This is a genomic window from Rhizobium sp. 11_C7_N12_5 (assembly GCF_051811145.1).
GTDB classification, from domain to species: Bacteria; Pseudomonadota; Alphaproteobacteria; order Rhizobiales; family Rhizobiaceae; genus Rhizobium; species Rhizobium lusitanum.
Map to the genome: position 1 here is coordinate 3,535,001 of NZ_JBPWPY010000001.1, position 24,640 is coordinate 3,559,640.

The following is a 24,640-nucleotide window of genomic DNA, read 5'->3' on the forward strand; positions in this document are numbered from 1 at the left end:
GGGAACCACGTTAATATTCGTGGGCCTGGTGGTAGTGACGGATTGCTTAACTTGTTCACACTTATTGGATTGTGTGGGCGGGGACGCGGTTCCAGGAAATAGCTCCACCGTATAGACCGTACCCGAAACCGACACAGGTGGTCAGGTAGAGTATACCAAGGCGCTTGAGAGAACTATGTTGAAGGAACTCGGCAAATTGCACGCGTAACTTCGGAAGAAGCGTGACCCTTATATACGCAAGTATGTGAGGGTGGCACAGACCAGGGGGTAGCGACTGTTTACCAAAAACACAGGGCTCTGCGAAGTCGCAAGACGACGTATAGGGTCTGACGCCTGCCCGGTGCTGGAAGGTTAAGAGGAGGGGTGCAAGCTCTGAATCGAAGCCCCAGTAAACGGCGGCCGTAACTATAACGGTCCTAAGGTAGCGAAATTCCTTGTCGGGTAAGTTCCGACCTGCACGAATGGCGTAACGACTTCCCCGCTGTCTCCAACATAGACTCAGTGAAATTGAATTCCCCGTGAAGATGCGGGGTTCCTGCGGTCAGACGGAAAGACCCCGTGCACCTTTACTATAGCTTTACACTGGCATTCGTGTCGGCATGTGTAGGATAGGTGGTAGGCTTTGAAGCAGGGACGCCAGTTCTTGTGGAGCCATCCTTGAAATACCACCCTTATCGTCATGGATGTCTAACCGCGGTCCGTTATCCGGATCCGGGACAGTGTATGGTGGGTAGTTTGACTGGGGCGGTCGCCTCCGAAAGAGTAACGGAGGCGCGCGATGGTGGGCTCAGACCGGTCGGAAATCGGTCGTCGAGTGCAATGGCATAAGCCCGCCTGACTGCGAGACTGACAAGTCGAGCAGAGACGAAAGTCGGTCATAGTGATCCGGTGGTCCCGCGTGGAAGGGCCATCGCTCAACGGATAAAAGGTACGCCGGGGATAACAGGCTGATGACCCCCAAGAGTCCATATCGACGGGGTTGTTTGGCACCTCGATGTCGGCTCATCGCATCCTGGGGCTGGAGCAGGTCCCAAGGGTTTGGCTGTTCGCCAATTAAAGCGGTACGTGAGCTGGGTTCAGAACGTCGTGAGACAGTTCGGTCCCTATCTGCCGTGGGTGTAGGAATATTGACAGGATCTGTCCCTAGTACGAGAGGACCGGGATGGACATATCTCTGGTGGACCTGTTGTCCTGCCAAGGGCATAGCAGGGTAGCTACATATGGAATGGATAACCGCTGAAGGCATCTAAGCGGGAAACCAACCTGAAAACGAGTGTTCCCTATCAGAGCCGTGGAAGACTACCACGTTGATAGGCCGGGTGTGGAAGTGCGGCAACGCATGAAGCTTACCGGTACTAATAGCTCGATTGGCTTGATTGTTCTCATTGCCAGTGCTCATCACAGGCTGAATGCAACGCATTCATGCCTATACGCCGAACGCGCAAGCGTTCGTCCGCGTAGAGCAAACCAAAGACGTGTTCATAAAGACAAATGAAGTCTCAGACTTCGCCAGCTTCTCATAGGGCATAAACCGCTCAAGCGGTTTAGCCCGAAGTTGCGCTTTGCCGACCTGGTGGTTATGGCGGGGTGGCCGCACCCGTTCCCTTTCCGAACACGGCCGTGAAACGCCCCTGCGCCCATGGTACTTCGTCTTAAGACGCGGGAGAGTAGGTCGCTGCCAGGTCTGCCAAGCGCAACTCAGGCTAAATCGCATCGCGGTTTATGCCTAAATAATCTTCTCATCACACACGCGGTAAACTCGGAAGAGTTTATCGCTCAGCGGCTCCAGCCGTGCTACAATGGGCCGCACAAAGCGGCCTTTGCCGCTTCTGAAAGCAAGCAATTATCCCCTTGCGCACCTGAAATAAGGGCCAAGGGAAACAAGCGACAAATCGATCAGCGATTTGCGCTGGACGCGATAAGCCGAAAAGCGGCTTACGCTGGTAACGCGGGGTGGAGCAGCCCGGTAGCTCGTCAGGCTCATAACCTGAAGGCCGCAGGTTCAAATCCTGCCCCCGCAACCAAATCACCCAAATGCATATACTTCAAAGCCGTTTCGGCGTTCAGGGACTTGCCGGAGCGCGCACCCAGCCGGGCGGCCACCTCAAGCAGCGCCCTACCTCCGCCTTCCTCATGGGCCACGGCGTCCTCAATAGCTGACATGCCATAGCTCGCAACCGGAGCAGCCTGAAGAATGAGCCGCGCTCAAGCAAAGAGCCAGCAGACAATCAACTCAAACCTTCCTAGCAATAATCGGCGATAAGCTTGAACCCAAAACCAGTTCAACCGTAAACCAATTAATTGACAGATATGAGCGTCACAAGAGCGCGGCGCGGCGCAGAAGGTGCGTAAAGACCTCGGCCAGTTCCTTGTCCATAAACGGCTTCTTCAGAACCGGCCGGTCGCGATAACCATCCCGAATGTCGTCACTGCTGTAGCCGGTTGAGAAGGCGAACGGCACACCATGCGTAGCGAGCGCATCGGCTACGAGGTAAGTCATTTCGCCGTTCAAGTTCATATCCAGCATGGCGACATCGAAATTTTGAGATTCGATCAGGGCGATGGCCTGATTGACCGTGGCGGCGCTGGTCACGGCCGCACATCCCAGGTCTGCCAGCATGTCTTCGATCATGATGAGGATCAGCATTTCATCCTCGACAACGAGCACGCGGCGACCGGAAAGCAATTTATCCATCACGAACACCGTTCGACGCAGGAAAGTTGATCGTGCAGACGATGCCCTCACTCCGGTAGTCGAGATCAACCGTGCCCTCCAGTTCATGAGCTAGGCCGCGCTCGATCACGCGCGAGCCGAACCCTTTCCGTGATGGGTATGTCACCGACGGGCCATCCTTCTCCTGCCAGCGTAAATGAAGCCAGTCGCCTCCCGGCGACGGCCCAATCGTCCATGAGATCAGCACCGATCCGGTCTTGTTGGAAAACGCGCCGTATTTCACGGCATTGGTCGCGAGCTCGTGGAACGCGATGCCGAGCGCAAGGGTTACCTTCGGTGAGACGCGGATATTTCGGCCCGTGATGACAAAGTGCTCTGAGCGCCCGTTTCCAATCCCAAACGGCTCCAGAGCCGCGTTGACCAGATCGAGCAGCCCCGCACCCTCCCAACTTTCCCGGGTCAATAGGTCATGAGACCGCGACAGGGCAAAGAGCCGTGGCTCAATGGAATCCCGGATTACATTGACGTCGGACGCATTCCTCAGGGCTTGCCAGACAATCGACTGTACCGTCGCCAGCGTATTTTTGACACGATGGTTCAATTCGTCGATGAGCATGCGAGACTGGGCCTGTTCCCGCTTATGATCGGTAAGGTCGACAAAAGAGGCGAAGTGCTGCACGATAACGCCGCTTTCGTCTCGAACCGGGCTGATAAGGACCGCCGACCAAAACACGCTGCCATCCTTGCGACGATAGGAAATTTCCGAACCGCCGGTCGTGCCCGCGAATGCGGCGTCGATGCGCGCGAGCGAATCGGGATCCGTGCCGCGCGCCATTAGAAAGTTGAAGCTCTGTCCGAGTACCTCTTCCCGAGTATAGCCGGTCAAGTCGAGAAAGGCGTTGTTGGCGAAAATGATGGGATTGTCGGATTCTTTCGCATCCGTAAAAACCATCGCCATTCGTGTCGTTTCAGCGGCGACGACGAAAGGACCGAGCTCCCTCCGGAAGTCGTCGACCTCGGCTTCGGCGATTTTCTGACCATCAGATTTGGCGATTATATCTGGCATGTGCCGGCCTTATCTCGTGGTTTGGCGGGCCGCGGCCAGTCGATATTATTGTATACTCTATGAAGCTTCGCGACCAGCGAACATTTATCCGCGCCGCAAGGGCATCCTTAGTACCAACGGCCCCGGCCGAACCAGCCGCCGCCGCCGATCAGCAGAACGACAATAACGATGATGAGAAGTGTGGTGGTATCCATGTAAGTCTCCTGGGGAGCGCCCGATCATCTCCATCGCGCTTGACTGCACGGTGCGTTGTTCGTAATGGCACTCCAACTAAACTCAACGTTCAGAACCGAATTTGGTTCAATTCGACTGCATATTTGTTGATGTATCGGCGAGATCAGCCGGTCAGGTTCCGCCGCGATCGGTGATATTGCGACAACACATGTCCGCCGATATGGCATCAAGTCGTGCGAAGCCAAAAAATGTCGATGTTCGAAACTTGAGCCACTTTGCGAGCACCTATCGTCCCGGCGGCTTGTCGCTGCATCTGACTTTTTGAGCGTCCAGTTGTCCGTGTTCAAACGACTTGGCAGCGCGGCTGCCTTCGGGATAGGGGTTGCCTTCTGCCGGGTTCTTCTGTTTGCCGGCTTTTGAGCCACGCCCATAGGCGCTGGTATCGCGTTTGTCAGCCTGCTTCACATCCGTTGCGCTCAAGAGCGGCGATTCATCATGCTTTGCCATGGGGCTATCCTTCTCTATTGCGGGTGAGCCTTCTCTATTGCTGAGCAGGCGCCGTCGCAGGCGGCATTGAGGCTGCCGACGGCTGTATCGTGGTCCTCTGGGCAGCCGGAATTCTAGACTCCTTCGCGCTCGTGTAAGACGAGTTTGCATAAGGCCAAAAGTTCCACGCCAGCGCTGCGACAGCAACAACCGCCAATATAGCGATCGGCGGTCCCCAAGAAGAGCGGCGTGCATATGGCGTGGTTCTGAGATCTAGATTTGGTTTATTCGAATTAGTGTTCATGTAAATTTCCTCCATACAGGAAAACTCTTTGCTGGAGCAAAGGTTCCGGTCGCAGAAATATTGGAGAATACTTATAGAAGGCTGGCGGAGATCCCAAATTCCACCCTCCATACCTGGCCATAGGGCAGGCGAAAGACGAAAGACCTCAGATTTGAGACCGAACGTCTTGACTGTGCGAAGTGTGTCGAATGGTCGGAATCGGAGTGGGACGGCTCATCGCGGTGGATGATCGTCTGCGGTGCGAGGGTTTCCGTGATAAGGCGATGGAACGGCTCGAATATCCGCTCACGTTTCGAGGCCTTTATGCCGGGTCTCCTTCGTCCTCACTTCGATGATCGCGCGTCTGTCGATCTTGATGGTGATATTTCCCTTGCCGCCTCTGTGCTCGATCGTATTCTGGACGAGTATTGACGATGACGCGCTGTAGTGCGCCGGCATCACCCTAGATGGCCAGACGGTCGACACCTGTCTCAGCGACAATTCGTATCCCTGCGTACTGGCGAGAGGCGTCGTGTCGGCGGCGACGTTCCGGCAGAATTCCACCAGATCGACGCACGAGACATTCGTGCCGATGACATCCAGGCGCCGCAGGTCGAGCAACTGTTCGGCAAGCGCGGCAATATGCGCCGCATCGGAGAGAAACCGGCTGCGGATCGGTCTTGCGGTATCGTCTCGACGCGCGCCTGCGGGATGGCCGCGAAATCATTCGCAGCGGCGACCGGTGGCGCGGTCGAAGAGGTGCAGCGCGTTGGCGTCGAAACCGAGCTTCAGCGTCTGCCCTGCGGCAATCGCAGTGCGCGGGGGCAGGCAGGCCATGAGCCGCTGCGAACCGGCTTGCGCGGTCACGATCAGTTCGGGACCCGTCAGCTCCGCGACTTCGCAAATGGCCTCCAGCTTGCCCCGCTCGTCCAGACGCATCGTTTCCGGCCGTATGCCGACGACCAGTTCCTGTCCCTGTTTGACCCCGTCCTTCGTCGCAGGCATGGGCAGCGTGATCGAGGTGCCGTCGATGCGCAGGGCACCAGCCTCGGCGGTCGCGTTCAGCAGGTTCATCGGCGGCGCGCCAACGAAGGTCGCGACATAGAGCGTTGCCGGGTGATTGTAGATCTCGTCCGGCGTGCCGAGCTGCTCGATCCGACCATCCCGCATCACGGCGATGCGGGTTGCAAGCGTCATCGCCTCGATCTGGTCGTGGGTCACGTAGACGACGGTGGTCTTCAGTATCTGGTGAAGACGCTTCAATTCCGTGCGCATCTCCATGCGCAGCTTGGCGTCGAGGTTCGACAGCGGCTCGTCGAATAGGAAGACCTCCGGCTTGCGCACCAGCGCCCGGCCGATCGCCACGCGCTGGCGCTGGCCGCCGGAAAGCTGGCTCGGCTTGCGCTCGAGCAGCGGTTCGATCTGCAGCAGCTTCGCCGCCTCGCGTACCGCCTTGTCGCGTTCGGCCGCCGGCACCTTGCGCATCTCCAGGCCGAAGCCGATGTTGCGATGGACCGACAGGTTCGGATAGAGCGCATAGGACTGAAACACCATGGCGATGTCGCGATCCTTCGGATGCACGCCGAGCACCGAGCGGTTGCCGATGCGGATATCGCCGCTGGTTGCTTCCGCCAGCCCGGCGATGATGTTGAGCAGCGTGGACTTGCCGCAGCCGGACGAGCCGAGCAGCACCAGGAACTCGCCGCTTTCAAGCGATATGTCGATGCCTTTCAGCGTCTCGACATCGCCATAGCTCTTGCGGATGTTCTGGATTTCAAGCGCGCTCATCGAACGGCCTCCTCGGATGCTTTGGCCGGGCCGTAGCTGCGCGGCAGAGTGGAAATGGCACGGGAAGCGACCGCAGTCCCAGCCGAAATGCAGGCTGCAAGCGGCTCGCCTCGGGCAAGGGCGGCCAGGAAACCCGCGTTGAAGACATCGCCGGCACCGATCGTATCGACGACGGTGACACGCGGCGCGGCGACCGAAACCAAGCTGCCATCGGCCCCGATGGCAATGGCGCCCTCGGGGCCGCGCTTTACAACGACGATGGCTCCATCAGGCATGTGCGAACGAAGCGCACTCGCGGCCTGAACCGGATCGTCCACGCCGGCAAGCGTCGTCGTTTCGACTTCGTTCATCAGCGCGATGCCGCAACGGGAGAGCCAATGCCGCGTCGAATTGCAATTCTTCTCGGTCCAGCCGTCAAGCGGCCAGCCCGTGTCGAGCGCAACCGTGATCCGGTGTCTATCCGCCCAGTCGAACAGCGCTTCGTAGTCGCGTGTCAGGTCGTCGGTGAGGAAGGCGCCACACAGCAGCGCATAGCCGCCGGAAAGTTTCGTCCCGTCGAGCACGGCATGCACGTCGGCTAATGTGAGCCGTGGCAGGTGGCCGCGTGTCGTGAAAAAAGTGCGCTCGCCGTCCGGATGGGTGATGCCCACGGATAGAGTCGTGCCTTCGGGACGCACCGGCCACTTGCTGCTGCGGGTGCCGAATGCTTCACTGAGCCAGCGTCCAAACTGGTCGCTGCCGACATTGGCAGCGATCTCGTAATCGATGCCGAGGCCTTCCCAGGCGAGTGCGGTATTGCCCGCCTGCCCGCCGACGCGCAGCTCGTCATGGTCGACGATGATCTCCGTGCCGGCCTTGGGCCAAGGCTCGGCCGGTCCGAGGATCAGGTCGATGTTGACGTTGCCGATGACTGCTAGTGGCTTCATTCATTCGCTCCGGGTGATCTTGGTGGAGCGCAGCGGCGTGCCGGCATTCTCGACCCGGTCATCGGCAAATGCGATCATCAGCGCCTGCGCCACAGGCAGCATCTGGAAGATGGCGGCAAGGCCGCTTTCCGGCTTGAAACGGAGCGTGATGCAACCGGGGACCGGTTCTTCCCGCGAACCGTCGAAGATGATCACAGGCGCCCCCGTCTCGACGGCGGAAACAGCCATGGCCGTCACCAGGCCGGCGGTCGCGTCGTTGCCGCGGAAAAGCACGACGCCGATTGATGGCCCGAGCATTTCCATCGGCCCATGCCGCAACTGGCCGCCCTCGAGCGAAAAGCAGGGGCGGCGCGACAGTTCGGTGAGGCCAAGTGCAAGCGCCTCGGCAACGCCCTGCAGGCGGCGGCCTGAGGTAACGATGGTGGCGACATCGGCAAGGGCAGCAAGCGCCGGCGAGATATCGAGCGTCTGCGGTGCCTGTAGTACCGCCAGTGCGCTCGCGGGATCCTGCCCAAGCGCGGTGAAGATCGCCAGATGCAGCGCGAAGGTCACGGTGAGGCTGCGCGTTGCCGCAAAGGCAAGCTCGGTGCCGCCGGCGCCCACCAGCGAGGGAGCGGTCCTCGCGAGGAAGGAGCTGCCCTCCAGCGTCAGGCCGAATGTGTCGGCATTGCCGCCCGTCTCGTCGAACCAGCGCAGCACTTCGGCGCTTTCGCCGGACTGCGACGTCACGAAGATCGTCCGGTCCTCGAGCGACAGCGGCTGGCCGAGCTGTTCGGAGAGCGGTAGCGCGATCGCATCGATGCCGGCAGCGCGGTAGAGCGGCTCGACGGCGCGGTTGACGGCGTGGGAGCCGCCCATGCCAAGCAGCAGCAGCTTGCCGGTGCGCTTCAGCGAGGCTGCCGCCTTGGCAGCCATGTCGGCAGCGGCCTCGAAGGAGGCAATCGCATCGGCATGTTGGCGGGCCATTTCGCGATCGATCGCGGCAAGCCCGGCGGGGCGTGTTTTCTCTGTGGTCATGTTCATCCCTTGACGCCGCCGCTGGTCAGCCCGGAGATCAGGGCACGTTGCATGACGAGACCGATCAGCACCGGTGGCAGGGCGGCCAGCACGCCGGCAGTCGCGATCAGTCCGTAATCCGAGACACGGCCGCCGGCCAGATCGGCGATGGCGACAGTGAGGGTCTTTGCGCGCTGGTCGGAGGTGAAGAGCAGCGCATAGAAGAATTCATCCCAAGCAAGCAGGAAGGCAAAGAGCGCCGAGGTCGCCATCACAGGCATGGCAAGCGGCAGCGTGATGATCTTCAGCGTCTGGAACAGCCCGGCGCCATCGATCATCGCCGCGGCCTCGATCTCCTTCGGAATGGAATCGAAGCCGGATTTCATCAGCCAGGTCGTAAACGGCGCGAGGATCGTCAGGTAGACAAGTGCCAGACCGAAGACGTTGTTGAGCAGGCCGAGATAGGCAAGACCCATATAGAGCGGCACGGCAAGTGCGACGGGCGGCAGCATGTAGGTGGCGATGACCATCGAGAGCGACCATCCCACGGACGGCGTGCGCGACACGGCCCAGCCAGCGGGGATCGCCAGCGCGATCGCTGCGATCGTCGCCATGCCGGCAACCTCGATGCTGTTGCGCAGCGACGAGGTAAAGGCGGCGCCCTCGCTGTTTTCCAGCGTCGAAAGCAGCACCCAGTAGCGCGAGAAGTCAGCCGTCTGCGGCCACCAGCGCAAGGGCTTGGCGGCAAGATCGGCAGCCGGCGAAATGCTCATGATGAAGAGCCAGGCAATCGGCGCCAGGATGACGACGGCGAGCAGGATGGCACAGACATAAATGAAGCAGGTGAAGAGCGGGCTCTTGCGTTCCATCAGGTAGCACTCCCCGCGGTTTTGCGGACAAGGGCGGCATAGGCCGCGGCAAGCACCGTCACCAGCAGCGTGACGATGAGGGCAAGCGATGCGCCCGACCCCGCCCGCTGGAAGGAGAAGGCTTCCTGATAGACGAGGATCGATAGCGTACGCGTGCTGTTTGCCGGGCCGCCGCGTGTCATCACCCAGATGATATCGAAGACCTTGAAAGCCTCGATGGTGCGCAGCACCAGCGCCACCATCAATGGCCCGACAAGATAGGGAAGGATGACGAAGCGGAAGCGCTTGAAGGGGCCGGCGCCGTCGACCAGCGAGGCGGCGGTGATATCGCGCGGCACGGCCTGCAGGGCGGCAAGCGCGATGAGCGCCACCAGTGGAAAATTCTTCCAGCAATCGGCGACGATCAGCGCCGTCAGCGCCGTGCCCGGTTCGCCGAGCCAGGAGCGATAGGCGTCGATCAGGCCAAGCTGGGTAAGGGCTGCGTTCAGCGCGCCATATTCCGGATTGTAGATCAGCCGCCACAGCGTGGCGTTGACGACGGTCGGCAGTGCCCAGGGCAGGATCATCAGCGCGCGCAGCACGCCTCGGCCCTTGAATTCCTGGTTCAGGAGCAGCGCGGCAAGCACGCCGAGCACCATTTCGGCGGCAACGGATACGATCGCGAACCAGGCCGTGGTGATCAAGGTGCGCTGGAAATTGGAGTTCGCCAGCATCTTCGCATAATTGTCGATGCCGACGAAATTGCCGCCGGTGCCGACAAGCTTTGCGTCCGTGAAAGAAAGGCCGACGGTATCGACGAGCGGCCAGCCGATGACGGCGACCATCACCACCAGCAGCGGCAACATCAAAAACCAGGCGCGAGTTGTCATAGAGGTGCCGGACATGACGGGCCCCTTCTTTCATTCTTCATGGAGGATCGAGAGGCGGGCGGCGATAGGCGCCGCCCGGTAAGACTATCAGAGACCGCTGTTCTGGGCAGCAGACTTCAGCGCATCTTCCGGCGAAGACTGGCCGAGCAGCGATTCTTGGATCGCCTGCTGCAGTGCTGTCGACAGTTCCTGATACTTCGGTGTCGTCGGACGCGGATACATGGCCGCAAGCCCGACCTTTGCGGCGGCGATCAGGTCTTCCTGGCCCTTGGTGACAGCCGGGTCGCTGTAGGATGATGCCCAGATCGGCAGGCTGAGCTTGGCATACTGGTTCTGCGTTGCCTGCGAGGTCATGAAGGTGATGAACTTCCAGGCTTCGTCCGGATGCTTGCTGGCGGTGGTGATGCCGAGGCCCATGGAGCCGTTGACCGCCGAAGCCTCGCTCTTGCCGGCGACGCCCGGTGCCGGCACGACGCCGACCTTGCCGGCAACCTTGCTGTCCTTCGGATCGTTCGCCATGTTGTACATGTAGGTCCAGTTCAGTGCGAAGGCTGCGTCGCCATTTTCGAAGACCTTGCGGACGTCCTCTTCGAGGAATTCCTTGGAATTCGGATTGGTGAGGCCGGATTTGTAGCTGGATACCATGTATTTCAGGGCATCGAGGCCGCCGCCGTTCTGGAAGTCCGGCTTGCCGTCCTTGAGGAAGTCGCCTTTATAGGCGCTGACAAGCGTGGTGTAGTCGCAGATCGCGGCTTCGGCCTGCGACCAGCTCCAGGCGATTGGCGTGGCCAGAAGGCCCTTGTCCTTGATGATCTTGGCCTGTTCGGTCAGCTCGTCCCAGGTCTTCGGTGGCGTCTTAATGCCGGCCTTTTCCAGGATTTCCTTGTTGTAGAACAAGTACTTGGTGTCAAGAATCCAAGGCATGCCGTAATATTTGCTGTCGTATTGGACTGTGGTCCATGCGCCGGGCAGCACGCCCTTCTTCGTATCGTCAGGGATACGCGAGGAAACATCGACCAGAACCTTGTTGGTCGCGTATTCGGCGGGCCAGATGACGTCGAACAGCACGACGTCGTAGCCGCCGCCCGAGCCTTGCGCCAGCACGGTTTTGTCATGCAGGCCCTCATAAGGGACGAATTCGAGATTGACCTTGATGTCCGGATTGGCCTTGGTGAAGGCGTCCGTCATGGCGCGCACATCGGCTTCGCTATAGGCGGCCTGCGCCATGAAGAGGGCGTTCAGGGTCGTTTCGGCAAAGGCGTGCGACGCGAAGGATACGCCGATCAGCGCTGCGCCGAGCAGTGTCTTGTTCAATGATTTCAACATTCCAGCCTCCAGTTTTTTTTTGACAGTCACGCGATTTTCCAACGGCGGCTGAAATGTCGCCGTCAGGTGTCGAACGGGCAGCCGGCCAGGCTGCCGAACCTCGATCGGAGCGTCTTCGGAGCCCTGAGGCTCCCCTGCGTTCCCTCATGAAACTCTGTGGTTTCTTTTAAGTCAATTGTCTTGACTTATTTGTTCTTCAATATTCTATTGGTGTCAAGAGGCAAATGCACATGAACGATGTTCGCCCGATCAGGGCCACGAGCGGAACGAACCACGAAGGCACCAGTGCCCATAACCGGCGAGTGATCATCGACGCCTTGCGGCTCAATGGTGCCCTCTCCCGCGCCGATCTGGCACGTGCCACCCGCCTGACGAAACAGACGGTCTCCAACATCATGGAGGAGCTGGAAATCGACGGGTTGGTGATCTCAAGGGAAACGGTGCGCCGCGGCAGGGGGCAACCCTCGACGCCCTATGGGCTCGTGCCGGAAGGCGCCTTTGCGATCGGCCTGCAGATCGATCGTCACATCACCCGCGCCATCGCTGTCGATCTGGTCGGCAATGTGCTGATCGGCAAGGAGGCGAACCTGCCGGTCGGCGGACCGGCCACGGGCACCCCCGTGGTGCTGCAGCTCGTGCAGGAGGTTCGCACCGAGCTCAAGCTGCGTGCCGCACAGGCGGAGAAGCGCCTCGTCGGGCTCGGCGTCGCGATGCCGGGTCCGTTCGGCATTGAGCAGGATGGGGACGACAATCCCTGGATGATGGGCGCTTGGCAGCGCTTTCCGCTATTGGAAACGCTTTCCGCCGGCACCGGCCTCAACGTCACCCTGCAGAACGACGCCGCCGCCTGCGCGACCGCCGAGCGCATGGTCGGCGCTGCGCATGGGCTCGATCATGCCGTTTGCCTCTATGTCGGCTACGGTATCGGAGCCGGCCTGATCCTCGGTGGCGATCTTTATAGCGGCGCCCATGGCAATGCCGGCGAAATCGGCATGGCGCTGCTCACGGCCGGCGGCAGGCTGACCCAGCTTGAACACCGCGCATCGCTGGCCTCGCTCTACGAGCATCTGGGCGTCGATCCGATGGCGCCGGACATCTATTCGCTGATCGACAGGCGCGCTGCCGCCGATGATCCGGAGATTCTCGCCTGGATCGAAAAGGCGGCGATCGACCTGCGCTGGAGCGTGCATCTCATCGAGACTATCTTTGATCCGCAGACCGTGATTCTGTGCGGAGGCGCGCCTGCAGCCCTTGCGACGCGGCTGATCGACGCCATGCAGCCGCTGTTGCCCTCCAATGCCGATCGCGCCGACCGGCTGTTGCCGCGCCTGCAGCTCGGCATGACCGACCCCTGGGCCGTGGCGCGCGGCGCGGCCGCCGAGCCGATCGGCCATGCCTTCGATCCGCGCTTCTCGGCGATCCTGAAATCCTGAAGTTTAGAGCGATTGCAGGAAAAGTGTGCAGCGGCTTTCCGTCCGCAACCGCGCAAAAACAAAGACATAGAGCAGTCAAGCGGTTTCGTGAAACCGTTGACTGCTCTATGTGTGGCGCGGGCTCGCGCCGAGGCGCGCAAGCACTTTGTTCGGAATGCCATAGCGCTGGATGACGTCGCGGCTGTTGCGCAGGCCGCAGATCTCGCGATGAATGAACATGGCCCAAACGGCTTGCGCAGCAGCATCGACCAGCCGCTCGTGTTCGACGCCATCCTTGCCCTTGGCCTCGCCCTCCTGCAGCGCGGCGAGTGCTGCCTCCACCTTCATGCCATGGCGGCCGAGCGAGCTGGCGCGCTCCGACATCATCTCATATTCGAGAATCCCGAGGCCGGTCTCGTTCATATTGGATGGATTGAAATTGCGCGGCGGGCGAACCGTCATCTCTGACTCCGCATGCAGGTGACCAATCTTGCCTCGGTTTTACACAATTTCGATCCAATTTCCAAACCGCGACGTCGGTATTTCGATCGAAGGCGTGGAATGCGGAAGTATTGGATTTCGGCCCGCGAAGACGTTTTTCGGGTGGCTGGAACCTTATATTTTGGGTCTCATGTCATGACGACAAGGAGATCGACTGCCGCCTTGCGGCACGATTCGAAGGAAGGATATCGGCATGACCACATCCACGCGAAATGCCGGCAAGCATTATGTCTACAGGATCATGGCTTCGCCCGTCGGCGCGCTGAAGCTTGTTGCCAGCGATGACGGGCTTGCGGCCATTCTATGGGATAATGACCGGCCCAATCGCGTGCAGCTGCCGATCGTCGCCAAGGACGACAGCCATCCCGTCGTGCTGGAGGCCGAGCGACAACTCCGCGAGTATTTCGCCGGCGAACGGCAGGCTTTCGATCTCCCGCTCGATTTTTCGGGAACCGAGTTTCAGCGGAAGGTATGGCGGGCGCTGCTGGCCATTCCCTTCGGCGAGACGCGCACCTACACCCAGATTGCTGCCGAGATCGGGGCGCTGAAAGCGATCCGTGCAGTTGGTGCCGCCAATGGCCGCAACCCGATCTCGATCATCGCGCCATGCCATCGGGTTATCGGATCGGCGGGTGAGCTCAGAGGATTTGCCGGCGGCCTCGAGCGCAAGGCTTATCTGCTGCGGCTGGAGGGGGCCGGGACGAAAGCCTTCGATTTCGCCGGCTGACCGTTGGCGATCATCGTCGGCATAAGATGCAAAGAGCCTGTCTGGTTTCGGCAGGGCGATTGCATATGGGAAGAGATCGTTGCCGGGTAACCCCTTCTCCCCAAAGGGAGAAGGTGCCGACAGGCGGATGAGGGGGATGTCAGGAGCAAGAGTACTGATGGGGTACGGCGATGAGCCCCCTCATCCGACCCTTCGGGCCAAGGATTGCGTCACTGGCATGCTCCATATGCAATCGCCCACCCGGAAGTCCGGATGGGCTGTTTTCATTTTGCGCAATCGCACTCAACTGCCGGCCGTGATGTCACGAACCGGCCGTGTCGTTTCAGCCTTCAAGCCACTTCACCTGTTCCGGCGTCAGCTTGATGTCGAGCGCCGAGAGACTGTCTTCCAGCTCGGCGATCGTGCGCGGGCCGATCAGCGGGATGACCGGGAACGGCTGGGCAATGACATAGGCAAGCGCGATATGGATCGGGTTGCGGCCGAGCTTCTGCGCCAGTTCGATCGCCCTGTCGCGGCGGCCGAAGTTGCGGTCGGAATACCAGACGCGCACCAGTTCCTCATCGTTCCGTTTGTCGCGGCCGGCGCGGTCGGTGAAGAAGCCGCGGCCCTGGCTCGACCAGGCGAAGTTCGGGATCTGCTTGGCGTTCAGCCAAGCCTTCCATTCGTCGTCTGAGGCAGCGACGCATCCGGCCCAGATCGGGTCGAGCATTTCGGCCAGCGAGAAGTTGTTGGAAAGCGCCGCAGGTGCGGTCTTGCCGTTCTTCTCGGCATAGGCGATCGCCTCGTCGAAGCGGGCGCGCGTCCAGTTCGAACCGCCGAAAATGCCGCGAATGCGGCCGGCTTTGACCTCGGCATCCATGGCATCGACGAACTCGCTGACCGGGACGGCCGTGTTGTCGCGATGCATGAAGTAGATGTCGACATAGTCGGTCTTCAGGCGGTTGAGCGACTGGTCGAGTTGCTTGGAGATCATATCCGGGTAGCAAAGCGGCGAATGGGCGCCCTTGCCGATCAAAACAATCTCCTCGCGCGGCACCTTCCGGCTGGTGTGCCAATCGCCGAAGATGCTCTCCGTCTTGCCGCCGCCATAGACATAAGCAGTGTCGAAGGCGTTACCGCCGGCTTCATAGAAGGCGTCGAGCGTCAGCGAGGCGGCCGCGAAATTCGGGAAGAATTCGAAGCCGAGCATGACGGTCGATGCCGGCTTAGTAATGCCGGGGATGTCGCGCTTCGGGATGCTGTTGCCCTTGGTAACGGCTGTGCCGGCGATGTTCTTCGTCCTATGCGTTGCCTTCTCGACTTCGTATTCGAGGCCGATGGAGGCGCGCCACTGATCGAGAACTCGGAGGTTGCCGATCGAATCCGCCCAGCCGATGCCGGGATAGGCGAATTCCTTGTGTCCGGCGCGGATGGCATCGCCCGCCGCATCGACCTCGAAGGAATAGAGCCAGCGCTCCTCCTTGACTTCGATGGTCTGGGTCTCCCCGCCTTTGATGAGCTCGATCTTGCCGACGCCGCCCTTATGGCCGGAGGCGAACCAGAAGTCTGCAACTTCGATGCGTCCTTCGGAGCCGATGATCCGCAGCGTGTTGTCCTGGTTTGCCATGATCGAGCAGGAGACTTCGGCAATAATGCTGTTTGGGAATTTCAGCACGGCCGACGCCCATTCGTCGACGCCCGTCTGGCCGAGATGGGCAACGCCCGAGACCTTGTCGGGATCGAGAAACGGCTTGCCATCGGCGGCACCGGCAATCAGACGCGCCATCGACACGGGATAGCCGCCGACATCGAGGATGCCGCCGCCGGCCGTTTCATTGGCAAACAACCGATGTTCCGGCTTGACGGTGCCCATGTTGAAGCCGAAGGACGAGCGGATGATGCGCAGCTCGCCGATCGCGCCGCTCTTCACCAGTTCGATCAGTTTCGCCGTCTGCGGATGGACGCGGTACATGAAAGCTTCGCCGGCGAAGACCCCGGCCTTCTTGGCTTCGTAATAGATTGCTTCTGCATCATAGGCCGAAAGCGCGATCGGCTTTTCGACAAGCACATGCTTGCCGGCGCGGATCGCCTTGATCGCCCATTCGGCATGGCCGGTGTGCGGCGTGGCGATATAGACGGCGTCGATGTCCTTGTCGGCAAGCAGCGCCTCGTATCCGCTAACGATGCGGGCGCCGGGGAAATTGTCGCCGAGACCCGGCTTGTCCGGGTTGCGGCTGGCGATGGCCACCAGCTTGCCGCTGCGGGAATGGGCGATGCCGTCGGCAAAAGTCTGGGCGATCCTGCCGGGGCCGATAATGCCCCAGCGGATGGGTGTATCTGTACTCATGGAACGATCCTTTCCTAAATCTGCATGCTGTCTTGGGAGAAAAGACAGCGCCTACCGCAATCGGTTTCCGGCACCGTCGAAGAGGAATGTCTTGGCCGCGGAAAGCGCGACGGTAAGCGTGTCCCGGTTGCCGGTGTTGCGGGACTCTTCGCGTTCGATGACGATCTGCTCGCCGCCGGCGATGTTGGCGTAGATGTAGCTGGTGTTGCCGAGATGCTCGGCGACGTCGACGTCGACGGTCAGATCCGCATCGCCTCGCCCGGCGTCGAGGAAGTGCTCGGGGCGAACGCCCAGCGTCACATGCTCGCCGATTTCGACGCCCGCTGCCGTGATCGGCAGCGACAGGCGGACATTGCGCTGGTCGCGAAGGGCCACCCCGACGCGGCCAGGCTGATTGTCGACGACCTCGGCGCGCAGGAAATTCATCTTCGGCGAGCCGACGAATCCGGCGACGAACTGGTTGGCCGGATCGTCATAGAGGTCGAGCGGTGCTCCCACCTGTTCGATGTTGCCGCTGCGCAGCACGACGATCTTGTCGGCAAGGGTCATCGCCTCCGTCTGATCATGCGTCACATAGATCATCGTCGTGCCGAGCTTCTTGTGAAGGCGGGAGATTTCGACGCGCATCTGCACGCGCAGCTCGGCATCGAGGTTGGAGAGCGGTTCGTCGAACAGGAAAATCTGCGGTTCGCGCACGATGGCGCGGCCGATGGCGACGCGCTGGCGCTGGCCGCCGGAGAGCTGCTTCGGCCGGCGCTGCATCAGCTCGGTGATCTGCAGGATCTCGGAGGCCTGCTTGACGCGGCGGTCGGTATCCGCCTTCGGATTACCGTTCATGCGCAGGCCGAAATTCAGGTTCTGCTCCACCGTCAGATGCGGGTAGAGGGCATAGGACTGGAAGACCATGGCGATGCCGCGATCGGCCGGCTCCATGTCGTTGACGACGCGGCCGCCGATCTTGAGCTCGCCGCCGGAAATATCCTCCAGCCCGGCGATCATGCGCAGCAGTGTGGATTTGCCGCATCCCGAAGGGCCGACGAAAACGACGAATTCGCCGTCCTTCACCTCGAGATTGGCGCCGTGAATGATTTCCAGTGAACCGTAGCGTTTGACGATGTTGTTAAGGGATAGTTCAGCCATACGGGTCTCCCGGAATTATTTGATTGCGCCGGCGGCGATGCCGGCGATGAAGTGGCGCTGCAGGAGAACGAAGATGACGAGGATCGGCGCCGTCAGCATCACCGCGCCGGCCATGATGCCGCCCCAGGATACTCTGGTGAGGCCGATGAGCGTCCCGAGCGCCACGGGCGCGGTCATCATTCCAGGCCGGGAATTGATGAGCAGCGGCCAGAGGTAGTTGTTCCAGGAGGCCAGGAACAGGATAATGGCGAGCGCCGCCATCGTCGGTCTTGCGAGTGGCAGGGCGATGCGCAGAAAGATCTGCCATTCCTTGACACCCTCAACCCTGGCCGCATCAAACAGCTCGCCGGGCATCATCGAGAAGGCCTGGCGCATGAACAGCACGCCGAGCGAATTGAAGAGTGGCGGCACGATCAGCGCGACCCAAGAATTGGCCAGCCCGAAATCGCGCGCCACCATGATGAACTGTGGGATGACGACGACGGAGTAGGGAAGGGTGATCGTGCCGAGGATGATGCCGATGACGCCCGGACGGCCGGCGAACTGGTAGCGCGCCAGAGCCCATCCCGCCATCGAGGTCAGCATGACCGACAGGACCGTATAGACGATGGCAACGACGATGGAGATCGTCATAGCGCCGATGAAGTTGGTGTCGGCCTGGAGGTTGCGGACGTTGTCCATGAAACCTGTCGACGGTGTCAGGATGATACCGGGGCTGAAAATGCCGTAATCGGGCATGGTCGAGAAGACGAACATCATCCAGAGCGGAAACAGCCAGATGATGGCGAGCGGCGCCAGCAGGCCGTGCAAGGCGAGCGAGCGGATCAGAGTGGATTTGGACTTCGATTTCATTTAGCTTCGCGCCCCACCCAGAGATTGAGAAGAGAGATGACCACGGCGAGCGCCGCCATCGTGTAGGCAATCGCCGAGGCATAGCCGAAGTTGGTCGACTGGAAGGCCTGGCGATATAGCAACAGGCCGAGCGTCTCCGTCCCACCGCCGGGGCCACCCCTGTTGGTGATCAGATATGGTTCGGTGAAGAGCTGCATGGTGCCGATGACGGACAGGACCACGCAGAAGAGAATGATCGGTTTCAAGAGCGGCAGGGTGATGTGGATGAACTGCTGGAAGCGGCTGACACGGTCGAGCGTTGCAGCTTCATAGACATCCTCGGGGATCGATTGCAGCCCAGACAGGATGATAATGGCGTTGTATCCGGCCCAGCGCCAGGTGACGGCGATGATGATGAGGACCATGGCGGCGTGGGAGTCTGCAAACCACGACACCGGCGAAATGCCGACACCGCCGAGCAGCTTGTTGATGATGCCGAAATCGACGTTGAACATTAAGCGGAAGACGGCTGCATAGGCGACCTCGCCGACCACGACGGGTGCGAAGAAAGCGAAGCGGAAAATGCCGCGCGCCTTGAGCAGTGGTGAATTCAACAGCACCGCCATGACAGTGGCGAGCGTGATCATGACGGGTACCTGGACGATCAGGATGATAAGCGTGTTTTGAAGTGCGTTGTAGAAGGCCGGGTCGCCGAATAGTCGCCCCCAATTGAGCGGCAGGTTGAAAGTCCAAGGATTGACGCGGGTATTCTGGAACGAAATCAGGAACGAATCGATGATCGGCCACACCCAGAAGGCCGTAAACACCAGAAGATAGGGCGCAAGAAACGCATAGGCGCTCCGGTTCTGCAGCCGCATGAAAGCCTCCTCCTTTATGCGCAGTGAAATGATCCGTGACGACACATCCCCGCCGCCTCCAGGGCGGCGGGGATGCCGGGCGCGGCTTGGGATGCGCGCCCGGCTATGTCACTCATTTCGCGAGCGGCAGACCCGTCGCCGAGGCGATCTGCTGGGCCGCGTCGTCGAGCGCCGCCTTGCCGTTCGGATAGCCGCCGGCAAGGTACTTCGTCTGGACGGCCTTTATGATTTCGTCGGCGTCGCTGAAATACTGGGTGCCGGGATTCGGGCGGATCTTCGGCAGGGTGGCGAGGATATCGGTCCAGACCTTTTGCCCACCCCAATAGGGCTGCGGCTGGTTGACGAAGGGATCCTGAACCGCCGTCAGCAACGACGGCACGAGCCCGAAGGACTTCAGCATCGTGACCTGGCCCTCATTGGTGCCAAGCGTGTAGCTCAGATATTTCCAGGCGGCTTCCTTGTTCTTCGAGCTGTTGGCAATCGCCAGCGAAGAACCGCCGAGGTTGGCCGCATGCGGGCCGTCGGCCGTCATGCTCGGCATCGGATAGACGCCCCATTTGCCGGCGAGATCTGGCGACGTGGAGCGGATGGTGCCTTCGTACCAGCCGCCATAGAGCTGCGATGCCACCTTGCCGGCAGTGTTCGACTGGATTTTCTCGTTCCAGTTTGCAGCGCTCAGCAGGCCCGCGTCCTTGATTTCCTTCACCTTGTCCAGCGCCTTGACGCAGGCGGGCTGGTTGACGGTGATGCTCTGGCTGTCATCCGAGAAGTAGCCGCAGCCCTGTTCATTGGCGAGCATGCGGAACCATTCGGTGTCGCCGTTGAGATCGGCCTGCGCCATGATCACGCCCGGGTTTGCGGCAGAGATCTTTTTGCCGGCAGCGATGAAATCGTCCCAGGTCTTGATCGTTGCCGGATCGACGCCGGCCTTTTCGTAGAGATCGCGGCGATAGAACATGGTGACCGGGCCGGAATCCCATGGCATCGCATAGGCCGCATCGCCGACTTCGAGTTCGGCGCGCTTGAAATCCGGGAACTGCTTCTTGAGGTCGTCATTATAGCCGAGCTTCGTCAGGTCGGTCAGGCAGTCGGGGAAGCGGTTCCAGAAAATGGAAGCTTTGTGGTTTTCGATCGACATGACGTCGGGCAGGCCGTCGCCGCCGGCGGCGCAAGCGGCCAGCATCTTGTCGAAGACCTGTGGGTTGCCGATGTCCTGCACATCGACCTTGATATCCGGATATTTCTTATTGAAGCCTTCGATCGTGGATTTCAGCGCCGACGCGGCGATGTTCCAGCTCCAGACCGTAATGGTGGTTTGTTCCGCAAAGGCAGAACCGGAAGCGAGCAAGGTGGCAAGCACCGCCGCTCCAGCAAGTTTTAAACGCATTGAAAATCCTCCCTTTTCAATTGCTGTCCGCAAGCGAACGCGCTTAAACTAGCTCCCGGTACGCTTCTGTCTCCTAAAAAGGGAACATGGACTTGGCGAAAAGTAAGGTGGGCGATCGAGCGGTCTATCAGCCGGGCGCGAGCAGTGTCGAAGGGCTGCCAACGATCCTGCAGATGTTTTATTCCCATCCGCTGCCGATGGCGAAGCCGCATTGGCACGCGCAGGTGGAAGTGAACTACATCGTGCGCGGTACCGTACATTACCATATAGGCGATCATGAGCTTCATCTGAAGGCCGGCGAGATCTGCCTCTTCTGGGGCGGTCAGCCGCATCAGCTGGATGAACTGTCCGACGATGCGATCTATGCGGGCGCGCATCTGCCGCTCGTGCATTTTTTCCGCATGCGGCTGCCGCTCGATATTTCCAGCCGGCTGATCCGCGGGCAGACGCTGATAAGCTCGGCAACCGATGCCGCCGATGACGAGAATTTCGCCAGATGGCACCGTTACGCCATGTCCGGCGATCGGACGAAGGCCGAACACGCCGTCGCCGAACTTCTCTTGCGTCTGGAGAGGATCGCCTTCGAGCCCTACCGCATGGTACCGGAGAAGCAGGAAAACCTGACGAACGAGCAGGTCCATCCGCAATCCTCGCGCAGCCTGGCGAGAATGTGCGATTTCATCGCCGCCAATTTCCTGCATGACATCGATACGGTCGATATTGCCAAGGCGGCGGATTTGCATCCGAAATATGCGATGAATCTCTTCAAGAAATCCACCGGCATGACCCTCGGTAAATATGTGAACCTGCTGCGTCTTTCTCGTGCCCAGGCGATGCTGATGCGCGACGGCGCCAATGTCCTGCAGGTTGCTATGGACAGCGGCTTCGGCTCGATAAGCGCCTTCAACAAATCCTTCCGCCACATTGCCGGCATGACGCCTTCCGATTTCCGCCGAGACATGCGCGTCCTCTCCGCGATGAATGTCGAAGCCATCAAGCCTTCGATGCGGCGGCCGGCCCCGCAATTCCATCGCTAGCGCCTCTTGCGATCGCGGGCGGTCTTGCGCATTGCTTGTGACCGGTTGAGGGAGGGAGAATCCCATGCGGCAGTTTTCTGCTTGTATCGAGTGGTTGTTCGCGCGCGAAGATGATGTCTTCGCCGACCGTATCCGGCTGGCGCATCGGGCCGGGCTGGATGCGGTCGAGTTCTGGCGCTGGACCAACAAGGATCTGGATGCGATCGCCGCCGCGGTCGCCGAGACCGGCATTGCGGTGTCCGGCCTGGTGGCCGAGCCGATGATCGCGCTGACGAATCCGGCAAACAAAGAGACGTGGCTTCAAGGCCTGCGGGAATCCGTCGTCGTGGCGCGACGTCTCGGCGCGCCGGTTCTCATTGCCCAGGCCGGCGACGATCTTCCCGAGTTTTCGCGCGCCGAGCAGCGGGCAGCCCTTGTGGCGGCCGTGAGTGCTGGCGCGGATATCCTTAAGGGTTCAGGCGTTCGGCTTGGTCTTGAGCCGCTCAACACGAAAATCGACCATCTCGGTTACTACCTGTCGTCGACTGCGGAAGGCCTCGACATCGTCGATGAGGTCGGCCGCGCCGAAATCGGCATCGTCTACGATCTCTATCATTCGGCCGTGATGGATGAGAAGACGGAGCATGTCGTCGGTGATCGCGTCGACCGGATCGTGCATGTCCATGTCGCAGATTATCCGGGCCGCAGCGATCCTGGCACGGGCCACATCGATCTGGTTGACCGGTTGGACTGGCTGTTTACACATGGTTATGGCGGCAGGGTGGGCCTGGAATACCGGCCGAAAACGAGCGACGCCGAGGCCGTCCGCGCTGTGGTGAAGTCGATCGGCGGCTAGGGCAATCCCAGGAAAAGTGAGCAGCGGCTTTCCGTCCGAAATTGCTTGAAAACAAACGGTCTAGACCGGCTCCAGCATGCCGAAGACCGCGACCAACCCGATGACAACAATGCCGATAACGATTTCGGCGATACTTCCAAGGCGAAGCGCCTGCAAGGCGCGGCTTGGGTTGCGGCCGATCCATGGCACGAAGACATAGCGATTGATGATCGCCAGCAGCGTCATGCCCGCGACCAGCGCGATCTTGATGGCAAGCAGCCTTTGATAGGGCGAGGACCAGTCGGTCGGCAGGCGTTTCAGGACCATCATGGTATTGATGACGCCGGAGAGGATGACGAGCGCCACCGCCCAGTGTCCCGCATGCGAGAAGCGGCGCAGCGCCAGTTGCGCGTCCGCCCTGCATTCCGGACGGCTCAGAAGCCGGAGAATGGAGATCAGCGGCAAGAGCGCGCCCAGCCAGCCGCCGCCGGTCAGGACATGGAGGATGTCGTTGGCGCGGTGCGCATAGCGCAGCCAGCCTTCAAGCATCGATGCATGTCCGGTCAAGGCAAGCGCGGCAAGGCCGAGGCCCGACCCCAGCGCGACCCCACGGCGGCGCCAGCCCTCGGGCGACAGGAAGACCAAAAGCAGAATGGTCGCCGCAAGCACCTGCGCCTGCCACGCTCGGCCAACCGTGGTATCGAACAGGACGTCATGGACCGTGCCGGCATCGAGTGCGTCGCTCCAGCCGTTGCCGATGGCGGCGGTCGCAGCGGGCAGCCAAAGCAGCGCCGTCAGGGCCGCGATCGCCGCAAGGAGGACGAAAGGGATCGCAAGGATGCGCCAGACCCGATCGGCGAGCGCCTTCGGCACCAGAAGAGACAGATAAACACAGGCACCCCACAGCAGCATCAGCGATGCGTCGTGAAAAAAGCGGCAGAGTTCGAGCGCTGTCGTCGGATTCATCAGGGCTTCACGGTAAAGTTACAGGCACTATTGATGATAGGCCTTCGGTCGGGGCTGGCTTCGTTTTTCGTTATTGTATGGCAAACGCGCAGCTATCGTGCCAACAAAGCAGGGACGCCGGGCTCGCCACGCTCCAGCGAGCAAATAGTCTCCCGTTGAGTTGTCAAGCGCGATAGGATTCCGGATACGCCCTGTCAACTTTCTCCATGCATAAAGGCGGCATTCGGGACGCTTTGCCGCAAGGCAGGCTGGTGTCGACGGCAAATGCCGGTCGAAACATCCGGCGAGAGCGCTGATTCCTGCTTTTCGGCAAAGAATCGTCGCTTTTGAGTCCTTTCTGCAAAGGTTGTTAAGGCGTTCCGGGGTGTACGCTCGAAAGGGAGTTTCATGTCGGCAGCTAGGACACGTGAAAAAATGGCTCATGGCTTCGGCCGTCACCGGCATCGCGAGCGGCTCGAGAATCTCGACATGCCCACCTACGTCATCGGCGACGTACATGGCCGGTACGATCTCTTGAGCTTGCTGGAGCGCAAGATCGTCGCTGATGCCGCCGGGCTGCCAGGGCGCAAGCTCATCATCATGCTGGGGGACTATATCGATCGCGGCCCGGCCTCGGCGCAGGTCGTCGGCCGGCTCATGGCGCCGCCGCCGAATGGCTTCGACCGCATCTGCCTGACGGGCAACCATGAAATGGAAATGCTCGCCTATATCGATGGCGAGATATCGCTGGATGATTGGGTGGCGCTCGGTGGTGCCGCCACTCTCAACTCCTACGGGGTGGATATCCCGACATTGCGGGAGCAATATCCGAGCCAGAAAAAACTCGACACATTCATCCGAACCTGGCTTCCCGACGATCACATCAATTTCCTGCGCCGGTTGCCGATCCTGCTGGATACGCCGCAGGCTTTGTTCGTCCATGCCGGTATCGATCCGGACCGGCCGATTTCCGATCAGCAGGAGGCTGACCTCGTGTTCATCCGTTCGCGTTTTTACGACAGTGCGCAGCCGCTGCCGAAGCTGATCGTGCACGGTCATACGCCGGTCAAACGGGCCGAAGCCCGCGGGCTCCGGCTCAATCTCGACACCGGCGCTTTTCACACCGGGCGGTTGACGGCGGCCCGGCTATGGCAGGGCCGCATCCACATTACCTCCACTTGATTT

The 24,640-nt window shown here is 60.5% G+C and carries 22 protein-coding genes, 1 tRNA gene and 2 rRNA genes (1 of these 25 only partly in view); 8 read left to right on the forward strand and 17 right to left on the reverse strand.

Annotated features, from left to right (window positions below):
- The 3 genes from AB8B29_RS17260 to AB8B29_RS17270 form a co-directional block, all read left to right on the forward strand.
- A 23S ribosomal RNA gene (locus AB8B29_RS17260) occupies window positions 1–1,380 on the forward strand (it extends 1,481 nt beyond the left edge of the window).
- 189 nt (window positions 1,381–1,569) lie between these two features.
- Window positions 1,570–1,684 (forward strand): 5S ribosomal RNA (gene rrf, locus AB8B29_RS17265).
- A gap of 263 nt (window positions 1,685–1,947) precedes the next feature.
- Window positions 1,948–2,024, forward strand: a tRNA-Met gene (locus AB8B29_RS17270).
- A 293-nt stretch (window positions 2,025–2,317) separates the two neighbouring features.
- Here AB8B29_RS17270 and AB8B29_RS17275 read toward each other — a convergent pair.
- From AB8B29_RS17275 to AB8B29_RS17320, 10 genes are all read right to left on the reverse strand, one after another.
- Window positions 2,318–2,695 (reverse strand): response regulator, encoded by a 378-nt coding sequence (locus AB8B29_RS17275; RefSeq protein ID WP_037199340.1) that lies wholly within the window; start codon window positions 2,693–2,695, stop codon window positions 2,318–2,320.
- On the reverse strand, window positions 2,688–3,740 hold the full coding sequence (locus AB8B29_RS17280; protein WP_047640532.1) for an HWE histidine kinase domain-containing protein: 1,053 nt from the start codon (window positions 3,738–3,740) through the stop codon (window positions 2,688–2,690). Before AB8B29_RS17280 ends, AB8B29_RS17275 begins: the two co-directional genes overlap by 8 nt.
- 459 nt (window positions 3,741–4,199) lie before the next feature.
- Complete coding sequence (locus tag AB8B29_RS17285; RefSeq protein WP_052224389.1) at window positions 4,200–4,421, reverse strand: hypothetical protein; 222 nt, start codon at window positions 4,419–4,421, stop codon at window positions 4,200–4,202.
- Window positions 4,422–4,989: 568 nt separating this feature from the next.
- Window positions 4,990–5,304 (reverse strand): hypothetical protein, encoded by a 315-nt coding sequence (locus AB8B29_RS17290; RefSeq protein ID WP_047640533.1) that lies wholly within the window; start codon window positions 5,302–5,304, stop codon window positions 4,990–4,992.
- Window positions 5,305–5,406: 102 nt separating this feature from the next.
- The gene (locus AB8B29_RS17295) at window positions 5,407–6,471 is read right to left on the reverse strand and encodes a sn-glycerol-3-phosphate ABC transporter ATP-binding protein UgpC (protein ID WP_047640534.1); all 1,065 of its coding nucleotides are present in this window, start codon (window positions 6,469–6,471) and stop codon (window positions 5,407–5,409) included.
- Window positions 6,468–7,397: a PfkB family carbohydrate kinase gene (locus AB8B29_RS17300; protein WP_047640535.1), complete on the reverse strand. Its 930-nt coding sequence runs from the start codon at window positions 7,395–7,397 to the stop codon at window positions 6,468–6,470. The genes AB8B29_RS17295 and AB8B29_RS17300 overlap by 4 nt, the downstream gene beginning before the upstream one ends.
- On the reverse strand, window positions 7,398–8,420 hold the full coding sequence (locus AB8B29_RS17305) for an SIS domain-containing protein (protein WP_112442452.1): 1,023 nt from the start codon (window positions 8,418–8,420) through the stop codon (window positions 7,398–7,400). It abuts the gene before it with no gap.
- Window positions 8,417–9,262 carry a carbohydrate ABC transporter permease gene (locus AB8B29_RS17310; protein WP_112442450.1) on the reverse strand — a complete coding sequence of 282 codons (846 nt, stop codon included), beginning with the start codon at window positions 9,260–9,262 and terminating at the stop codon, window positions 8,417–8,419. The genes AB8B29_RS17305 and AB8B29_RS17310 overlap by 4 nt, the downstream gene beginning before the upstream one ends.
- A complete protein-coding gene (locus AB8B29_RS17315; protein ID WP_037199329.1) occupies window positions 9,262–10,146 on the reverse strand; it encodes a carbohydrate ABC transporter permease in 885 nt (294 codons plus the stop codon). The genes AB8B29_RS17310 and AB8B29_RS17315 overlap by 1 nt, the downstream gene beginning before the upstream one ends.
- A 72-nt stretch (window positions 10,147–10,218) precedes the next feature.
- Entirely contained in the window at window positions 10,219–11,457 is a 1,239-nt protein-coding gene (locus AB8B29_RS17320) for an extracellular solute-binding protein (RefSeq protein WP_037199328.1), read from the reverse strand.
- A 230-nt stretch (window positions 11,458–11,687) separates the two neighbouring features.
- On the opposite strand from AB8B29_RS17320, the gene AB8B29_RS17325 reads away from it, so the two are divergent.
- Window positions 11,688–12,890 (forward strand): ROK family transcriptional regulator, encoded by a 1,203-nt coding sequence (locus AB8B29_RS17325; protein WP_037199327.1) that lies wholly within the window; start codon window positions 11,688–11,690, stop codon window positions 12,888–12,890.
- 105 nt (window positions 12,891–12,995) lie between these two features.
- Here the strand turns inward: AB8B29_RS17325 and AB8B29_RS17330 are convergent, their stop codons facing one another.
- Entirely contained in the window at window positions 12,996–13,331 is a 336-nt protein-coding gene (locus AB8B29_RS17330) for a DUF6665 family protein (RefSeq protein ID WP_037199326.1), read from the reverse strand.
- 232 nt (window positions 13,332–13,563) lie between these two features.
- Between AB8B29_RS17330 and AB8B29_RS17335 the strand changes: the two genes are divergently transcribed.
- Window positions 13,564–14,097 (forward strand): methylated-DNA--[protein]-cysteine S-methyltransferase, encoded by a 534-nt coding sequence (locus tag AB8B29_RS17335; protein ID WP_047561178.1) that lies wholly within the window; start codon window positions 13,564–13,566, stop codon window positions 14,095–14,097.
- A 322-nt stretch (window positions 14,098–14,419) separates the two neighbouring features.
- Here the strand turns inward: AB8B29_RS17335 and AB8B29_RS17340 are convergent, their stop codons facing one another.
- From AB8B29_RS17340 to AB8B29_RS17360, 5 genes are all read right to left on the reverse strand, one after another.
- Complete coding sequence (locus tag AB8B29_RS17340; protein ID WP_047561176.1) at window positions 14,420–16,423, reverse strand: aldo/keto reductase; 2,004 nt, start codon at window positions 16,421–16,423, stop codon at window positions 14,420–14,422.
- A gap of 51 nt (window positions 16,424–16,474) precedes the next feature.
- Window positions 16,475–17,563 carry an ABC transporter ATP-binding protein gene (locus AB8B29_RS17345; protein ID WP_037199322.1) on the reverse strand — a complete coding sequence of 363 codons (1,089 nt, stop codon included), beginning with the start codon at window positions 17,561–17,563 and terminating at the stop codon, window positions 16,475–16,477.
- Window positions 17,564–17,578: 15 nt separating this feature from the next.
- Window positions 17,579–18,415 (reverse strand): carbohydrate ABC transporter permease, encoded by an 837-nt coding sequence (locus AB8B29_RS17350; protein WP_037199321.1) that lies wholly within the window; start codon window positions 18,413–18,415, stop codon window positions 17,579–17,581.
- Window positions 18,412–19,272 (reverse strand): carbohydrate ABC transporter permease, encoded by an 861-nt coding sequence (locus tag AB8B29_RS17355; protein WP_037199318.1) that lies wholly within the window; start codon window positions 19,270–19,272, stop codon window positions 18,412–18,414. Before AB8B29_RS17355 ends, AB8B29_RS17350 begins: the two co-directional genes overlap by 4 nt.
- A 112-nt stretch (window positions 19,273–19,384) precedes the next feature.
- Window positions 19,385–20,659 carry an ABC transporter substrate-binding protein gene (locus AB8B29_RS17360; RefSeq protein WP_037199316.1) on the reverse strand — a complete coding sequence of 425 codons (1,275 nt, stop codon included), beginning with the start codon at window positions 20,657–20,659 and terminating at the stop codon, window positions 19,385–19,387.
- Between the two features lie 86 nt (window positions 20,660–20,745).
- On the opposite strand from AB8B29_RS17360, the gene AB8B29_RS17365 reads away from it, so the two are divergent.
- Together AB8B29_RS17365 and AB8B29_RS17370 are read left to right on the forward strand one after the other, a co-directional pair.
- Window positions 20,746–21,696: a helix-turn-helix domain-containing protein gene (locus tag AB8B29_RS17365; protein WP_051964037.1), complete on the forward strand. Its 951-nt coding sequence runs from the start codon at window positions 20,746–20,748 to the stop codon at window positions 21,694–21,696.
- Between the two features lie 64 nt (window positions 21,697–21,760).
- On the forward strand, window positions 21,761–22,531 hold the full coding sequence (locus AB8B29_RS17370) for a TIM barrel protein (RefSeq protein WP_037199312.1): 771 nt from the start codon (window positions 21,761–21,763) through the stop codon (window positions 22,529–22,531).
- Between the two features lie 60 nt (window positions 22,532–22,591).
- Here the strand turns inward: AB8B29_RS17370 and copD are convergent, their stop codons facing one another.
- A complete protein-coding gene (copD, locus tag AB8B29_RS17375) occupies window positions 22,592–23,476 on the reverse strand; it encodes a copper homeostasis membrane protein CopD (RefSeq protein WP_037199311.1) in 885 nt (294 codons plus the stop codon).
- Between the two features lie 387 nt (window positions 23,477–23,863).
- Between copD and AB8B29_RS17380 the strand changes: the two genes are divergently transcribed.
- Window positions 23,864–24,637: a metallophosphoesterase gene (locus AB8B29_RS17380; RefSeq protein WP_051964034.1), complete on the forward strand. Its 774-nt coding sequence runs from the start codon at window positions 23,864–23,866 to the stop codon at window positions 24,635–24,637.
- Window positions 24,638–24,640 lie beyond the last annotated feature (3 nt).

Excerpts from the sequence above, each read along its gene's own strand:
- AB8B29_RS17340 (WP_047561176.1), bottom strand. The coding sequence starts at position 16,423 with ATGAGTACAGATACACCCATCCGCTGGGGCATTATCGGCCCCGGCAGG.
- AB8B29_RS17355 (WP_037199318.1), bottom strand. The coding sequence starts at position 19,272 with ATGCGGCTGCAGAACCGGAGCGCCTATGCGTTTCTTGCGCCCTATCTT.
- AB8B29_RS17330 (WP_037199326.1), bottom strand. The coding sequence starts at position 13,331 with ATGACGGTTCGCCCGCCGCGCAATTTCAATCCATCCAATATGAACGAG.
- copD (WP_037199311.1), bottom strand. The coding sequence starts at position 23,476 with ATGAATCCGACGACAGCGCTCGAACTCTGCCGCTTTTTTCACGACGCA.
- AB8B29_RS17350 (WP_037199321.1), bottom strand. The coding sequence starts at position 18,415 with ATGAAATCGAAGTCCAAATCCACTCTGATCCGCTCGCTCGCCTTGCAC.
- AB8B29_RS17365 (WP_051964037.1), top strand. The coding sequence starts at position 20,746 with ATGGACTTGGCGAAAAGTAAGGTGGGCGATCGAGCGGTCTATCAGCCG.
- AB8B29_RS17345 (WP_037199322.1), bottom strand. The coding sequence starts at position 17,563 with ATGGCTGAACTATCCCTTAACAACATCGTCAAACGCTACGGTTCACTG.
- AB8B29_RS17315 (WP_037199329.1), bottom strand. The coding sequence starts at position 10,146 with ATGTCCGGCACCTCTATGACAACTCGCGCCTGGTTTTTGATGTTGCCG.
- AB8B29_RS17295 (WP_047640534.1), bottom strand. The coding sequence starts at position 6,471 with ATGAGCGCGCTTGAAATCCAGAACATCCGCAAGAGCTATGGCGATGTC.
- AB8B29_RS17370 (WP_037199312.1), top strand. The coding sequence starts at position 21,761 with ATGCGGCAGTTTTCTGCTTGTATCGAGTGGTTGTTCGCGCGCGAAGAT.
- AB8B29_RS17320 (WP_037199328.1), bottom strand. The coding sequence starts at position 11,457 with ATGTTGAAATCATTGAACAAGACACTGCTCGGCGCAGCGCTGATCGGC.
- AB8B29_RS17380 (WP_051964034.1), top strand. The coding sequence starts at position 23,864 with ATGTCGGCAGCTAGGACACGTGAAAAAATGGCTCATGGCTTCGGCCGT.
- AB8B29_RS17285 (WP_052224389.1), bottom strand. The coding sequence starts at position 4,421 with ATGGCAAAGCATGATGAATCGCCGCTCTTGAGCGCAACGGATGTGAAG.
- AB8B29_RS17280 (WP_047640532.1), bottom strand. The coding sequence starts at position 3,740 with ATGCCAGATATAATCGCCAAATCTGATGGTCAGAAAATCGCCGAAGCC.
- AB8B29_RS17300 (WP_047640535.1), bottom strand. The coding sequence starts at position 7,397 with ATGAAGCCACTAGCAGTCATCGGCAACGTCAACATCGACCTGATCCTC.
- AB8B29_RS17275 (WP_037199340.1), bottom strand. The coding sequence starts at position 2,695 with ATGGATAAATTGCTTTCCGGTCGCCGCGTGCTCGTTGTCGAGGATGAA.
- AB8B29_RS17325 (WP_037199327.1), top strand. The coding sequence starts at position 11,688 with ATGAACGATGTTCGCCCGATCAGGGCCACGAGCGGAACGAACCACGAA.
- AB8B29_RS17310 (WP_112442450.1), bottom strand. The coding sequence starts at position 9,262 with ATGGAACGCAAGAGCCCGCTCTTCACCTGCTTCATTTATGTCTGTGCC.
- AB8B29_RS17305 (WP_112442452.1), bottom strand. The coding sequence starts at position 8,420 with ATGAACATGACCACAGAGAAAACACGCCCCGCCGGGCTTGCCGCGATC.
- AB8B29_RS17335 (WP_047561178.1), top strand. The coding sequence starts at position 13,564 with ATGACCACATCCACGCGAAATGCCGGCAAGCATTATGTCTACAGGATC.
- AB8B29_RS17360 (WP_037199316.1), bottom strand. The coding sequence starts at position 20,659 with ATGCGTTTAAAACTTGCTGGAGCGGCGGTGCTTGCCACCTTGCTCGCT.